Source organism: Streptomyces dangxiongensis, assembly GCF_003675325.1.
GTDB lineage: Bacteria > Actinomycetota > Actinomycetes > Streptomycetales > Streptomycetaceae > Streptomyces > Streptomyces dangxiongensis.
The window spans coordinates 7860885-7875104 of record NZ_CP033073.1; the positions used below are offsets into that span (position 1 = coordinate 7860885).

Here is a 14220-nt window from a genome sequence, read left to right on the forward strand (position 1 = left end):
GACACGGCCCGAGCCCGCCCCGCGGGGCCGCCGTGTCCCTCCGGGCGGGAATTCCGCCCGGACGGGCACGGATGACGGCGGACCGCCGCGCGTCAGCGCGTGTGCGCGGAGCGAAGGCTCAGCCAGATCTCGAAGTGGCCCGTGCCCACGGAGGTGCGGTACGTCAGAGCACTGGCCAGCCGATACCTGCCGCTGGTACGCATCTCGCCGCGGATCAGGGTCTGGACGTCCCCCGGCTGGTCGGACCAGTCCAGCACGACGCCGTCGAACCAGCCGTCGTCGATCGCGGCCCGGTAGCCGTCCGGCCCCATGAGATGGCGGCCCCGGCGTCCGGTGTAGTCGATGTAGTAGATCGAGGTCCACAGGGTGTAGTCGGTGAGGCCCTCGCGGCTGAGGTAGTACACCGGCGCCTCGTGCGGCTGGCCCAGCCACTTCTGCCCCGGCCGCACGCTCTTCGCCAGTTCGGGCATCAGATAGGTGGTGTCGGGCCAGACGCCGTAGTTCAGGGCCGACTGCGACATGCCGAGGGTCAGGGCCAGCACTCCCACGGCGATGGCCGCCTGCGGGAACCGGAAGTGCGCCCCCATCAGACGGCTGACGCCCACGCCCGCCATCGGGGCGGCGAACAACAGGCCGTACCCGACGTGCTTGTGGAGCGAGACGCTGGTCTGGAGGTGGATCTGGTACGCGGGAGCGAGCAGCGCGGTGCCGGTGAGAACGACCCCCAGGGCCAGGCGCCATCCGGGCCCCGGTCCCGTCCGGGGCCCGCCCGGCACCTCGCCGAGGCGGTCGCGGCGCGTGTACAGCCCGGTGCCGAGGCAGGCCAGGACGAAGATCACGCCACCCCACCGGAAGCAGTCCCAGGCCATGGTCGTGATCGACGTGCTGCCGTGCGCGCGGTCGGTGGTGGTGCTCCGGATCGCCTGAAGATAGTCGGTGGTGGCCAGGCCGATGCCGAGCAGGACGGCCACGCCGGCGGTGAGCACCGCACCGCGCAGGAGTGCCTGACGCCCGCCGTGGCGCCGGTAGGCGGCCAGTACCAGTACGGCCGCGAGGGTCGGGAGGAACAGCGCGGACGCGTACTTCACCCCCACGGCGAGGGCCGCCACCGGTGCCGCGGCCAGCGGCAGCGCCCAGTGGCCCGGGGCGATCCGGACGAGGATCCAGGCGCTCAGCGCGAGCAGGAGGATCGCCGGCGCGTCGTAGGTCGCGAAGTAGCCGAGGAACAGCGTCGACTGGCAGACGGCGAAGACGCCCGCCGCGCAGAGCGCGGTCCGCTCGTTGAAGACCATGCGGGTGAAGGAGTAGAGCAGGCCGGTGGTGCCCAGCATGAAGGCCAGGCTCATCAGCCGCACCGCGGTCAGTCCCCCGAGGGAGTCCACCCATGCGGCGAGCACGGGGTAGAGGGCGGGCGAGCCGGAGAAGTAGGCGCTGAAGCCGCCGTAGTCGGGAACGCCGTGGAACAGGTGGTCGATCATGGCGTGCCCGGCGTAGACGTACAGCGCCTCGTCCTCGAAGGCCGTGTTGTGCAGGCGCAGCGACAGGACCGCCTGGACCAGCAGCAGGCAGGCCAGCAGGGCGCGGCTGACCCAGGTCCGGCGGGGACCCGGTTCGGCGGACCAGCCCCGGTCGGGAACCGCCCCGGGAACCCAGTCCGCCCGCGTGATCTCGTCGATGGTGTAGCCGGGCGCGGGCTCGGGGCCCCGGGCGGGCAGCACCCGCAGCCGCAGGGTCGACTCGGAGTCGTACGGCCCGGGGCGCGCGGGGTCCCCGAGGCCGGCGGGGCTCGTGGCGGACGTTTCCGCGGCGTGACCGGTGAAGGCGACCACCGGGTCCTCTGCGGTGGTCACGGGCGCCTCACATCGAAGCCGAAGTGCGGGTCGGCCACACCCCGGCGGAACGCTGCCAGCGCCTCGGGGCTGCTGTCGATCCGCCGGTCGGTCCCCTTGTCCGTGTCGAACCAGACGAGGCCGACCACATCCCGGTGGGCGGTCACCGCGCGTATCAGGTCCGCGATGTCCGCGGGCTTGCGGGCACCGGGCCCCGCGGCGGTCTCGGCGATGAGCACCGGACTGCGGGTGAAGGCCCTGACCTCCTCGATGGCGGGGGCGAAGAGGGTGTCGAACGTGTGCGGTCCGGTCCTGGTGTAGTACCCGACGAGGCCCAGCCAGTCCACGTAGGCGTCACCCGGGTGGTACGACCGCAACCGCGCCGACGGGCCGGCCACCGTGGGGCTCCAGACCCAGATGACGTTGGACACCCCCACGTCCTGGAAGAGGTCGTGGAGGTGCCGCCACGCGCCGACGAACTCCGCGGGGGCGGCCTTGCGAGTTCCCCACGGGTACCGGTCGCCGTTCATCTGCGGGGCGAACCCGATGGCGACCGGCACGTTGAGGTCGCGGACGGTCTGCGCGGTGCGCCGGACGTAGGCGTCGTCACGGCCCCCGGAGATGTCACGGAGCGTCGAGGTCCAGGGTTCCCAGACGAGGTACGGCAGCATCCTGCGTCTCCAGACCGCCAGGGTGGCGTCCGTCGGGAAGCCGTCCCCCCAGGAGAGGCGGTAGGAGAGCAGGTTGGGTGCCTTGCCGGCCTTGCCGGCCCAGGCGTCGAGGACGCCCGCTGTCGTGGGTCCCCCGGCGAAGGCGGCTCCGAGGTACTTGCGGCCGTGCTTGGGCCGGATCATCCAGGTGACGTCGAACGGCAGATACGGCGCGGTCCTGACCGAGGGCCCACGTCCGCCCGCACCGATCGGCGCCGTGCGGCTCGGGGTGCAGCCCGCCGCCGAGGAGGCCGTGGCGGCGAGCGCCCAGAGCAACGCGCCCCTGCGCCCGACGGCGGTCATGCGGCACCCCCTTTGGCCACGACGGGAGAACCGGCCGCACCCGCGGGTTCATCGGGGCGGGGCAGGATGAGGAGGCGGAACACGGCCGCCGCGTAGAACAGGCCGGAGCCGAGCGGCAGCGCGAAGTCCTCCGGCACCATCGTGTCCATCCGCCACACGGCGGCACCGATCCAGAGTGTGGTGACGGGCACGGTCCAGGCCCAGATCCCGATCCACAGGCGCCGGACGTTGTTCCTCCGCGCGCCTCCGGCCCCGGTGGGCTGCCAGCCCATGGCGCGGCGGCGCAGCACGTCCCAGACGGCGAAGACGTGCGACCAGCTATAGAGGACCCGGGTCGCCCACGCCTCCAGGCGGTACGGATTGCGGTGCCACAGCGGGTAGATGACGACGAGGTAGACCATGCCGGGCAGAAGCAGCCACATGTCGGTGAACTTGATCTGCTGGGGGAAGAACAGCAGCAGCACGCACACGATCAGCGGACCCGTGAAGATCATCAGGGCCGACTCGATGTAGTAGACGAATCCGGAGACGTAGCACAGGCGGCTGACCAGGCGCATCCTCACCCGCCAGAAGTGCTCCGGACTGCCCAGCATGCTCATGGAGGCCATGCACCAGCGGTACTGCTGGCTGTAGTAGGCGCCGATGGTGTCCGGGCACAGACCGGTGGCGAGCGCGAGGGGGACGTACCGGAGGTCCCAGCCGCGCGCCCGCAGGTCGAACCCGGTGTGCATGTCCTCGGAGTGCTCGATCAGACTGGTGCCGCCGACCTCGGCGAGCGCGGTGCGCCGGTAGACGGCGCAGGAGCCCACACAGATGGAACCGTCACTGCGCTGCCGGGAGACCTGCACCGACCGGTAGAACAGCTCCTGGACGGCACCGGCCCCGCGCTCGATCCAGTTCTGCTGGTCCAGGACGCGGAAGAACTGCGGAGACTGCACGATGCCGGCATCCGGGTCGGCGTCCATGTACGGCAGCAGTTCGTCGAGGAGATCGGCCCGGGGGGCGAAGTCGGCGTCCAGGATGAGGATGAACTCGCCGTCGGAGCGCTCGAAGCCGTAGCGCAGGTTGCCGGCCTTCTTGAACCAGCCGCGGTTGGGCCGCACGAGATAGCGGAAACCGAAGTCGTCCGCCATGGCGGCGACGTCCGGGCTGTCGGAGTCGTCGAGGACGAGGGGCGTGACCCTTCCGGGGTAGGCGTCGGCCAGCCGCTGCAGATGTGTCCAGGTGTTGTGCAGCACCGCGATCGGCTCGCCGCACACCGGGAGGAACACGTCGACCGACGGGTACTCCCGCGGTGACCAGGAGCCCACCAGCCGGCGGTGGGCCGCGATGTCGAAGTCGGGAGTGAAGAGGTCCAGCCTGAGCGAGATCAGGAAGCCCACCGCGGACAGCAGCAGGACCGGGGTGAACAGCCAGATCCACGGACCGTGGCGGGCCGAGTCGATCTGACTGTAGGCGACGCACACGAACCCGAGGAACGACGTGAAGCTGAGCAGCCAGGTGCGGCGCACGACGTAGGAGTACTTCTCCCGGTCGTCGGGGGGCGTGGGGAGCAGCCCCTCGGGAGCCGCCGAGCGTGGCGCACGGCCCTCCCCGGGGCGCCACGGGCCCCTGGACGGGCGTGCGGACCCGGTGGACACGAGAACGGGATGGGCAGCCATGACGTCGGGCTCCAGGGGCGGCTGGTGAGGATGCTGTCCGGACGCGCCGACGCGGCGACCGACGCCGCTCGGCCGACAGCACGACGGCAAGGCTAGGGACCCGCACGGCGAGGCACGCCCGCACCGGCGCGACATGGGCCGTTGGGGCACGGATCCTGCACCAAGTGTCAAGGACCCGTCGAGTGGAACGCCGTTCGCCGCGGTGCCCTCCCGTGGCCGGCGTCGCTCACGCCCGGACGCCGCTCGCCGACCGCCCTAGCAGGTGCGGGTGCTTGAGGGCACCGCTGCAGCCCATAAGGGCAGTCATGGACATCCGGCCGTTCCGTACGCGCGGTAACAAGATCACCATCCGGATGCGAGAGCCTCAGGCAACCCGCGTCCCCGTCTCCGCAAAGCACCCCCCGTACCCGCTCACGCGGCGCGACGGGGCACCGCCATGTCCGTCAGGAGTCCCCATGCAGTCACCGAACCAGCCCGCCCCCTCCGTCGACCAGTCACGTGAGGACTACGAGGCGCACCGGCGCTACTGCCGCCAGTGCGCGCTCGCCGATTCGCCCTGCCCCGCGGCGAAGCATCTGAGACGCGTGTACAACAACGCCACCCGGGCAGCCCGGTCCGGCCGGTCCCGCCGCACCACCTCCTGGTGAGCTGAGCCCTGGTGGACCGGTGGCCGTGACAGGGAAGGGCCGCCGGTCCACGAACACGAGACCGGCACCTGCCGGGGCGGGGCGGTGCGGTGGCCGGTTCACGGAACCGCCGGTGCAGGCCGCCTCGCCTGTGCCGTTGACCTCTGCCCGGCCCCTCGTCGCCGACTGGAGGGCTGCCGGACTCAGCGCGTCACGTCGCTCCCGAGGTCACCGACGCCGCAGCAGGTACTTGTGCCGACCGGACAACACGAGTTCGCCGCGCTGGTTGTGGATGGTCGCGGCCGTGACCACGACGCCGTTGTCACCCTGCGGTTCCAGAGCCGTGATGGTGAGTGCCGGGTACAGGGTGTCCCCGGAGTGCACTTCGGCCAGGAAGGTGCAGGAGAGTTCGAGGAAGCTGATGAACACCTCGCCGATGAAGTGCGGGAACAGGGTGGCGCCGGGGGCGGTGAAGGCGAGGACCTGCAGGCCGTGGACGACCGGTGCGCGGTGGCCGTGCCTGCGCGCCCACTCGGCGTCGTAATGCACCGGGTGGTTGTCCGCGGAGACTGTCTGGAAGGCCGCGGCGTGGGCGTCGGTCAGGGTGCGGCTGGGCGCTCGGAAGACCTCGCCGACGCGCAGGTCCTCGAACGTCCTGGCCGGTACGACCTGGAAGGCGTCCGGGTCGAACGCCGCCGGTGTCATCGAGTCCGGGCGGGGCTGTGTCATCGAGCTGTCCTCACGTGGGGGTGTGCCGTCGCCTCTCGGGTGGGCCGGCACAGACCGGCCTACTCGCCCGGGGTGATCCGGGCGGTCAGGAGGTTGGGATCGTTGTCGGTGAAGTAGGCGCCGCTGGCGATGTAGGCGGTGGTGCCCCGTACGGCGAGCGAGGTCGGGTTCTCCAGTCCGTCGGCGCCGGTGAGCACGACCTCGTGCCGGCCGTCGGGCTCGACCCGTGCGATCTCGTTGTCCGCGTTGATCGCGGCCAGGAGCGTGTCGCCGTGGCCCTCGAACGCGAAGTCGTCGATGTCGACCAGGCCGGTTGCCCGGGTCTCCACAGGGCCGGCCTTCCCGTGCCGGGTGACCGGGATACGGAGCACGGTTCCCTTGTCCAGGTTGGACACCCATACCCCGCCGTCGTGGACCTTGATGCCGTTGGCTCCGAGGAATCCGGCCGCGGCCAGTTCCGGTGCGACGGCCCAGCGGGTGGGCGTGCCCCCGGTGACGGGCACCCGCCAGACGGTGCCGAGGACCGAGTCGGCGACGTACAGCCGGCGTTCGTGCCGGTCGAGGGCCAGGCCGTTGGGCAGGCCGTCGGCCGGGAGCGCGGCGATGCGCCGCGCGGCGCCGCCGGGACGCAGGCGCCACAGGCCGGTCAGATCGCTGCTGCCGGTGGCGTACAGGAAGTACAGGGTTCCGTCGTGGGTGCGGACGATGCCGCCGAGGAAGGGGGACGAGAGGGCGGGGGTGGCGGAGCCGGCCGGTGGTTCGGGCAGGGTGGCCAGGATGCGCACCTTGCCGTCGGGGCGGACGCGGGCCACCTGGCGGCTGTAGGCGAAGGTGACGACGGCGCTGCCGCCGGGCTCCAGGGTGATGTTCTCCGGTCGCTGTCCGCCGGCGATGTCCAGGTGTGCCATGAAGTGCACGTCTGGTCGGGACCTGGCGGCTGCCGTGGCCGTGGGGCCGGCCGCGGTCACGGCGAGGGCTGCCGCCAAGGCGGACGCCAGCAGGCCGGTGCGCGTCCCTGTCAGGAATCCGGGCATGTCAGTTCTGCTTTCTTCGTCATCGGTCACAGAGGGGGACGGGGCGGTTCGAGGGGTCGGCCGACGAACCTCCGCCGCGGCTCGCCGAGACCGCGTACGGAGCTGGTGAGTTCGTCGCCGGGGGCGAGCCGGCGTTGTGGCGTCCGGCCGAGGCCGACACCGGCCGGGGTGCCGACACCGGCCGGGGTGCCGGCGGCGCCGGGTGGCGCTCGGTGTGGACCGTGCGCCACGCTCGGCGGCAGGTCGGCTCGGGGTCGTCGGGGTCGTCCGGGGTCACCGGCCAGGGGCCGGTCGGAGCGAAGCCGGTCAGGACTTGCCGAGGCTGACCCGGGGCGCCCGGCCTCCCGTCCGAAGGACGCGCTCGAAGACGTCCTGTCCGACCGTCAGCCCCGCGACATGGCTCCATGCATCGGCCTCGGACACGTGTCGGGCCTCCTGGCCGATGATGACCAGTTCGACCTCCCAGTCGGTGTGGCCGCCCCGCGGCAGCGTCACCTCGGCCCGGTGGTCGAGACCGATGGCCACGGCCGCGGGGTGCTGTCCTCCGGTGGGACGTCGTCGGGGGCGGGAACGCGTGACGGGCCCGGGTCAGTGACCGGAGCGGACGGAACGGGAGGCGCGCAGGATCAGGTCGGTGACGGGCCCGGGATCGCTCACGGACACCGCGTGCGGCGCGCGCACGCTGACGGTGTGAGCCCGGGCGCGCTCGGCCATCCACCGCTCCGCGGCCGGCGGAATGTTGCGGTCCTCGGTCGCCACGAGGTACCAGCTCGGGATCTTCTTCCACGCGGCGGCGGTGGCCGGTTCCTTGAGCGCGGCGAGCGTGATCGGTCGCTGTCCCGCTGCCATGACCTGGGCGGTCCGCACGGGGACCCCGGCCGCGAACTGCTTGCGGAAGAGGTCCTTCTCGATGACCAGTTCCTCGCCCTGCCCGCCGCCGGCCAGCGGGTAGTACTGGGTGACGGTGGCCTGTCCCAGGGTGCTGCCGGGGAACTTGCCGGTGAGCTGGAGCGCGCTCTCCCCGACCTCGGGTACGAAGGCGGCGATGTAGACGAGGGCCCTGACCTGCGGGGCGTCGACCGCGGCCTGGCTGATGACGGCACCACCGTAGGAGTGCCCCACCAGCACGATCGGTCCGGTGACGCTGTCCAGGACGCTGCGGATGTAGGCGGCGTCGCTCGCCAGCCCGCGCAGGGGCAGGGCCGGTGCCAGCACGCGGTGGCCGTGCCGCTGCAGGCGCTCGACCACACCGCTCCAACTGGAGGCGTCGGCGAACGCACCGTGGATCAGGACGACGGTGGGCGTGTCCGGGCGCCCGTGCGGTCTGCCCGGACGACGGGCGGGCGCGGCTGCCGGCGCGGGGTGCGCGACGCCCGCGGCACCCAGCGTGGCGGCGCCGGCCAGGAGGGACGCGGTCACGGTACGGCGTGAGATCGGTGAGTTCATCGTTCGCTCTCTGCGGAGGGGGAGGCCGTTCCGTGACGGCCGGATGGGCTGCCGGTCGGCGGGTCGCGGGTGAGTCAGGCGGAGGTGGCCCGGACGGCTTCCTCGATGAGGTCGACGACGCGGTCGGGGTGGGCGAGCATGACCAGGTGGGAGGAGTCGACCTCGATGGTGGTCATGCCGGCGCGCTGGTAGCCGTAGCGTTCGACGTCGGGGTTGATGGTGTGGTCGGAGGAGGAGACCAGGCCCCAGGAGGGCTTGGTCCTCCAGGCGGCGGCGGGGGATGCGTCGGCGAAGGCCTGGGCTGCGAGCGGGCGCTGGGAGACGGCGAGGACGGAAGCGAGGCGGGGGTCGACGTCGGCGGCGAAGATGGCCGGGAACTTGTCGGGCTGGACCGACACGTCGGTGCCGGTCTCGGTCGTGCCCTCGATGGGGAAGGGGGTGTAGACCAGTGCGGCGGCAAGGTCGGAGTCCGGGAAGCGGCCCTGGAGTTCGCCGAGGCTCTCGCCCTTCTCCAGGGCGTAACCGGCCAGGTAGACCAGGGCCTTGACGTTGTCCTCGGTGCCGGCGGCCGTGATGACGGCACCACCGTAGGAGTGGCCCACCAGGACGACCGGGCCGGGTATCTGCCGGACGACGGAGGCGACGTACGCGGCGTCACCGATCAGGCTGCGGTTCGGGACGGCCGGGGCGACGACGTCCAGGCCGCGGTCGAGCAGCCGGGGAATGACCTCCGCGTAGCTGGAGGCGTCGGCGAAGGCGCCGTGGACGAGGACGACGGTCGGCTTGTCAGAACTGGACATGGGGGAACTCCCTCATTGGTTCGGAGGTCGGGATGCGGGGCTGCCTGCCGGGGCACCGGTCCACCGCCCGGCAGGCATGGGCCGGGCAGTTCCCGCCCAGGTCGGGCGGTTGCCCCGCTGGACGCCGTTGGTGGGTCACGTCGAGCGGGATGCCCCCGGCACATGAGGAACGTAGAGGAAGCGGGCGGGGTGCATGTGTCTGTCCGCGCCCTGGGTGCGGCCTGTCCGTGCCCACGAGTGGCATACGGGGGGCGGCTGTCCGGGCACGACCGCGACGCGGGGCGGGCCGGCGATGATCCGCGTGGGGATGCTGTCCAGGGCCACGAACCGGTCGATGCGATCCGGGTGGTCCTCGGCGAACCGGGTGCCGACGCGGGCCCCGCGGTCGTGGCCGACCAGGGCGATCCGCTCGTGCCCGAGGTGGTCCATCAGCGCCACGACGTCGTTGGCCATGGTCCGCTCGTCGTAGCCGGAGGCGGGCTTGTCCGTGTCACGGTAGCCGCGCATCCGGTGCGATCACGGTGAACCGCTCCGCCAGCACGGGTATCTGCTTACGCCGGCCGTACCAGGTCTCGGGGAAACCGTGCAGCAGGTAGTCCGGCGGGTGACGATGCCCATTCGGATCGTGGAAGGGGAGACGGGGGGCCGCCGACCGGGAAGAGAACGGCACCAGGCAGTCGCCCGCTCACGGACGCGGAACGTTGCGGAGGTTCGCCCGGGCCAGGTGGATCATGCGTCCGACGCCTCCCGTGAGGACGGTGCGGCTGGCGGACAGCGCGAAACCGGTGACCTGCTCGGTGGTGATCTTCGGCGGGACCGCGAGGGCGTTGGGGTCGGTGACCACATCGACCAGCGCCGGCCCGTCATGGGCGAAGGCAGCACGCAGGGCCTCGCGCACCTCCGTGGGCTTCTCGACCCTGATGCCCCGTGCGCCGGCCGCGGTGGCGATGGCCGCGAAGTCGGTGTGCTGGTAGTCGGTGCCGTGCGGCGGCAGTCCGTCGACCATCATCTCCAGGTCGACCATGCCCAGCGAGGAGTTGTTGAAGACGACGACCTTCACGGGCAGGCCGTGCTGGACCAGCGTCAGGAAATCTCCCATCAGCATCGAGAAGCCACCGTCACCCGAGAGCGACACGACCTGGCGGGAGCGGTCCAGGAACTGCGCGCCGATGGCCTGCGGCAGCGCGTTGGCCATGGAACCGTGCACGAAGGAGCCGAGAATGCGGCGCCGACCGTTCGGCGTCAGGTAGCGGGCCGCCCACACGCAGCACATACCGGTGTCCACGGTGAACACCGCGTCATCGGCAGCCTCCTCGTCGAGCACGGACGCCACGTACTCGGGGTGGATCGGGGTGTGCTGGTCGACCTTGCGGGTGTAGGCGCCGACGGCGCCCTCCAGGGCGTGGACGTGCCGGTCCAGCATGCGGTCGAGGAACCGGCGGGACGCCTTCTCCCGCACGGCGGGTGTCAGGGCCCGGAGCGTCTCGCGGACATCTCCCCACACGGCGAAGTCGAGCTGCGTGCGCCGTCCCAGCCGCTCGGGCTGCACATCGACCTGCACGGTCCGCACGTTGCGTGGCAGGAAGTCCGTGTACGGGAAGTCCGTACCGAGGAGCAGCAGCAGATCGCACTCGTGCATCGCCTGGTAGGCGGCGCCGTAGCCGAGCAGGCCGGACATGCCGACGTCGTACGGGTTGTCGTACTGGATGTGCTCCTTGCCGCGCAGCGCGTGGCCCACGGGAGCCTTGACCTTCTCGGCGAACGCCATCACCTCGGCGTGGGCGCCGGCGACACCCCGGCCACAGAAGACCGTCACCTTCTCGGCAGCGTCCACCAGTTCGGTCAGCCGGGCCAGTTCCTCGTCCGCCGGCCGGACCGCCGGCCGGTCCAGCGGCATGGCGAGTTCCGCCCCGCCGGCCGGGGAGTCCTCGGCGGCCACGTCTCCGGGCAGCGACACCACCGACACCCCGCGCCGGCCGACCGCGTGCTGGATCGCCGTCTGCACCACCCGCGGCATCTGCCGGGGCGAGGAGATCAGTTCCGAGTAGTGACTGCATTCCTCGAACAGCCGGTCGGGATGGGTCTCCTGGAAGTACCCGGTGCCGATCTCGCCGCTCGGGATCTGCGCCGCCAGGGCGAGGACAGGTGCCATCGAACGGTGCGCGTCGAACAGACCGTTGATCAGATGCAGGTTGCCCGGCCCGCATGACCCCGCGCACGCGGCGAGCCTGCCGGTCAGCTGGGCTTCGGCACCGGCGGCGAAGGCCGCGACCTCCTCGTGCCGGACCTGGACCCACTCCAGGGAGTCATGCCGTCTGACCGCGTCGACGACGGGGTTCAGGCTGTCACCGACCACCCCGTACATGCGACGCACGCCGGCGCGTGCCAGGAGATCGACGTACTGCTCGGCCACGGACTGTCTGGCCATGGTGCTCCTCAGGTGGTTGCTCGGGGGTCGCGGCCAGGCTATGAAGACGCCCGGCGAGCCGGTTGTTTCCCCGTGCACCGCCCCGAGCCCAGGAGCGCCCCGACCTGCTTGGCGGGACAGCCGTGTCCGTTTCCGATCTGGACGGTCACAAGCTGGCGCAAGACGCGCCCGGGAAGTGCATGTCACCGCGACTGCTCATCCTGTTCCTCGCGGGGCGGCGGCCTCGTCCAGCCCTGCCTGTCGGGCGCCGGTCCGCTCAGTTGATTCCGTACCGTGCCCCGACCCCGGCGACGAGCAGCGCCAGCCCCTCCTCGAACTGCCGGTCGTAGTCGTCGAAGAGGAGCTTCCCGGCCTCCGCCGCGAGTGGGGAGCCGGCCAGGCGCCGGGCGCGTTCGTCGACGTCGTACCCCTCCCGGCGCTCGCCCGGGAGGGGCTGCACACCTTGTTCCTCGGTGACGAAGCCGAGGGTGTACATGTGCGCCGTCCGCCCCGCGTCGACCGCTTGGGCGAGGGTCAGTCCGGCCTCCGTCAGCAGCCGCAGGTTGGCCTCCAGCTCGAGGGCGTGGCCCGTGCCCGTGAAGCGTGAGCCGCTGAAGACCTTGGCGCCGTCGCGGTAGCCGAGCAGCGCGGTCCGCAGTCCGCGGTTGATCTTCAGCAGCCGTTCCCGCCAGGTGTCGGCGGGGTCGAGCGCGGTATCGGCGACCATCCGCCGGTACATCTCCGTCGCCATCTCGTCCAGCAGGGCCTGCTTGTCCTTGAAGTGCCAGTAGAGCGCGGGCGCCTTGACGTCCAGTTCCCTGGCGATGGCGCGCAGGGTGAGCCCTTCCAGCCCGGCCTCGTTCAGCAATCGCAGCGCGGTGTCCACGACCCGGTTGCGGTCCAGGGGTGCCCGTCGTTCCGTACTCACGCTGCACAGCTTGACAGCTTAACGGCGTTAAAGGCACTCTCATGAGCACCGGAACTTAACAACGTTAAGGAGAATTCGTGATGGATGTCCTGATCGTGGGTGCGGGTCCGACGGGTCTCACCCTCGGCATCGACCTCGCCCGGCGCGGGGTGGACGCCCTGGTGGTGGAGCGCGCCCCGGGGCTCTTCCCCGGATCGCGCGGCAAGGGGCTCCAGCCGCGCACCCTGGAGGTCTTCGACGACCTCGGCGTGCTGGACGCCGTCCTGGCGGCGAGCGGGCCCTACCCGAGCCGGATGATCTGGAAGGACGGCGCACGGGTCGGCGAGCAGTCGATGTTCGGGAAGGTCGAGGCCGGCGAGGGCACGCCGTACACCGAGCCGCGGATGATCCCGCAGTGGCGGACGCAGGAGGTGCTGTACGGGCGGCTGACCGGACGGCGGGGGTCCCCCCTCGCAAGCGAAGTCGAGCGCGGGGGAGGGCCGGTCGCCTTCGGACGGGAGGTGACGGGCCTGACACAGGACGCGGACGGCGCGAGCGTGCGGTTCGCCGACGGTACGACGGTCCGCGCGCGGTACGTGGTCGCGTGCGACGGCGGACGCTCAGCGGGCCGGCGTGCCCTGGGCATCGACTTGACCGGGGAGGCCGTCGACCCGGCGCCGTTCGTCGTCGCGGACCTGCGGCTGGACGGCCTGGACCGGGACCACTGGCACACCTTCCCGAAGGACGACGGCAGCGCCCTCGGGCTGTGCCCGCTGGCCGGCACGGAGGACTTCCAGCTCCAGGCGCGCCTGCCGGAGGGCTCGGCACCGGACGTGTCCCCCGACGGCATCCGCAAGCTCGTGGACCGGTACACGCACCTGAACGCCGAGGACGTGACCGAGGTGCGCTGGGCGTCCGACTTCCGGCCGCGCGCCGCCCTGGCGGACCGGTTCCGGGCGGGCCGGGTGTTCCTCGCGGGCGACGCGGCGCACGTGCACTCGCCGGCCGGGGCGCAGGGCCTGAACACCAGCGTCCAGGACGCCTACAACCTGGGCTGGAAGCTGGGCGCGGTACTGCGGGGCGGGGCGCCGGAGACACTGCTGGACAGCTACGAGGAGGAGCGGCGGGCGAACGCCGCCGCCATGCTGGACCTGTCGACGGGGGTGCACCGCGGCGACGTACAGCGCGGGAAGGCGACGGTGCAACTGGAGCTGGAATACCGGGAGTCGTCGCTCAGCGTGGACACGCGCACGGCTCCGTCCGGGGTCCGCGCAGGCGACCGCGCCCCGGACGGCACGGTGGCCGGCGTACGCCTCTTCGACGCGTTCCGGGGCCCGCACTGGACGCTGCTCGGCGCCTCGGCACCGGGGCTCCGGTCCCTGCCCGCCGCTCCGGCGTCGTACGGCCCGGGCGTCTTCCTGGTCCGGCCGGACGGGTACGTCGGCTGGGCGGGCGAGACGGCCGAGGGCCTGCGGCAGTACGCGGAACGGACAGGAGCCTTCCTGGCGGCCTAGGTCGTGTCTCTCGATTCCGTAGCCAGGTGATGACCGCCGCCGGCACGGCTGCGGAATGCTAGACGATCGCGCGTTCGTCGTAGCGGGCGGCCTGCCGCGGCCGAGTCGCGGGACCCGGATGTCACCCAGCGGGAGCGGGAGGACCTGCGCGTCGTGGACCTGGCCGGGGCCGACTACGACGGCCAGCGGGCGGCCGTTGCCGTCTACGGCCAGACGCAGCGCCTTCGGCGACAGCCGGGACGCCTTCGCGGGCC

At 71.9% G+C, this 14220-nt stretch carries 13 protein-coding genes and 1 pseudogene; 2 read left to right on the top strand and 12 right to left on the bottom strand.

What is annotated here, in order from left to right; translation table 11 throughout:
• Positions 1-92: 92 nt before the first annotated feature.
• From D9753_RS35035 to D9753_RS35045, 3 genes are read right to left on the bottom strand one after another with little or no spacing between them, the layout of a single operon-like run.
• Positions 93-1850, bottom strand: a complete 1758-nt coding sequence (locus D9753_RS35035; RefSeq protein ID WP_121790663.1) for an ArnT family glycosyltransferase — start codon at positions 1848-1850, stop codon at positions 93-95.
• Positions 1847-2842, bottom strand: coding sequence for a glycoside hydrolase family 26 protein (locus tag D9753_RS35040; protein WP_121790664.1), 996 nt, complete (start codon positions 2840-2842; stop codon positions 1847-1849). The genes D9753_RS35035 and D9753_RS35040 overlap by 4 nt, the downstream gene beginning before the upstream one ends.
• Complete coding sequence (locus D9753_RS35045) at positions 2839-4503, bottom strand: glycosyltransferase family 2 protein (protein ID WP_121790665.1); 1665 nt, start codon at positions 4501-4503, stop codon at positions 2839-2841. Before D9753_RS35045 ends, D9753_RS35040 begins: the two co-directional genes overlap by 4 nt.
• A gap of 455 nt (positions 4504-4958) precedes the next feature.
• Between D9753_RS35045 and D9753_RS35050 the strand changes: the two genes are divergently transcribed.
• Positions 4959-5150 (top strand): hypothetical protein, encoded by a 192-nt coding sequence (locus tag D9753_RS35050; RefSeq protein ID WP_121790666.1) that lies wholly within the window; start codon positions 4959-4961, stop codon positions 5148-5150.
• A gap of 207 nt (positions 5151-5357) precedes the next feature.
• Here D9753_RS35050 and D9753_RS35055 read toward each other — a convergent pair whose 3' ends face one another.
• The 8 genes from D9753_RS35055 to D9753_RS35095 all read right to left on the bottom strand — a co-directional run bounded on the left by D9753_RS35055 (position 5358) and on the right by D9753_RS35095 (position 12473).
• Complete coding sequence (locus D9753_RS35055) at positions 5358-5858, bottom strand: MaoC family dehydratase (protein WP_240468379.1); 501 nt, start codon at positions 5856-5858, stop codon at positions 5358-5360.
• Between the two features lie 59 nt (positions 5859-5917).
• On the bottom strand, positions 5918-6892 hold the full coding sequence (locus D9753_RS35060; protein ID WP_121790667.1) for an SMP-30/gluconolactonase/LRE family protein: 975 nt from the start codon (positions 6890-6892) through the stop codon (positions 5918-5920).
• A 306-nt stretch (positions 6893-7198) separates the two neighbouring features.
• The gene (locus D9753_RS38480; RefSeq protein WP_240468380.1) at positions 7199-7417 is read right to left on the bottom strand and encodes a fumarylacetoacetate hydrolase family protein; all 219 of its coding nucleotides are present in this window, start codon (positions 7415-7417) and stop codon (positions 7199-7201) included.
• Positions 7418-7480: 63 nt separating this feature from the next.
• Positions 7481-8338 carry an alpha/beta fold hydrolase gene (locus D9753_RS35075; RefSeq protein ID WP_163010882.1) on the bottom strand — a complete coding sequence of 286 codons (858 nt, stop codon included), beginning with the start codon at positions 8336-8338 and terminating at the stop codon, positions 7481-7483.
• Between the two features lie 74 nt (positions 8339-8412).
• Positions 8413-9138, bottom strand: a complete 726-nt coding sequence (locus tag D9753_RS35080; protein ID WP_121790668.1) for an alpha/beta fold hydrolase — start codon at positions 9136-9138, stop codon at positions 8413-8415.
• A 135-nt stretch (positions 9139-9273) separates the two neighbouring features.
• Positions 9274-9645 carry an alpha/beta fold hydrolase gene (locus tag D9753_RS38485; protein ID WP_240468381.1) on the bottom strand — a complete coding sequence of 124 codons (372 nt, stop codon included), beginning with the start codon at positions 9643-9645 and terminating at the stop codon, positions 9274-9276.
• Positions 9646-9823: 178 nt separating this feature from the next.
• On the bottom strand, positions 9824-11566 hold the full coding sequence (locus tag D9753_RS35090; RefSeq protein ID WP_121790669.1) for a pyruvate dehydrogenase: 1743 nt from the start codon (positions 11564-11566) through the stop codon (positions 9824-9826).
• Between the two features lie 256 nt (positions 11567-11822).
• Complete coding sequence (locus tag D9753_RS35095) at positions 11823-12473, bottom strand: TetR/AcrR family transcriptional regulator C-terminal domain-containing protein (RefSeq protein WP_121790670.1); 651 nt, start codon at positions 12471-12473, stop codon at positions 11823-11825.
• Between the two features lie 80 nt (positions 12474-12553).
• On the opposite strand from D9753_RS35095, the gene D9753_RS35100 reads away from it, so the two are divergent.
• Positions 12554-13966: an FAD-dependent monooxygenase gene (locus D9753_RS35100; protein WP_121790671.1), complete on the top strand. Its 1413-nt coding sequence runs from the start codon at positions 12554-12556 to the stop codon at positions 13964-13966.
• A gap of 78 nt (positions 13967-14044) precedes the next feature.
• On the opposite strand, the pseudogene D9753_RS39760 reads toward D9753_RS35100, so the two are convergent.
• Positions 14045-14173, bottom strand: a pseudogene (locus D9753_RS39760) (IS5 family transposase); the annotation flags it as partial.
• Between the last annotated feature and the right edge of the window lie 47 nt (positions 14174-14220).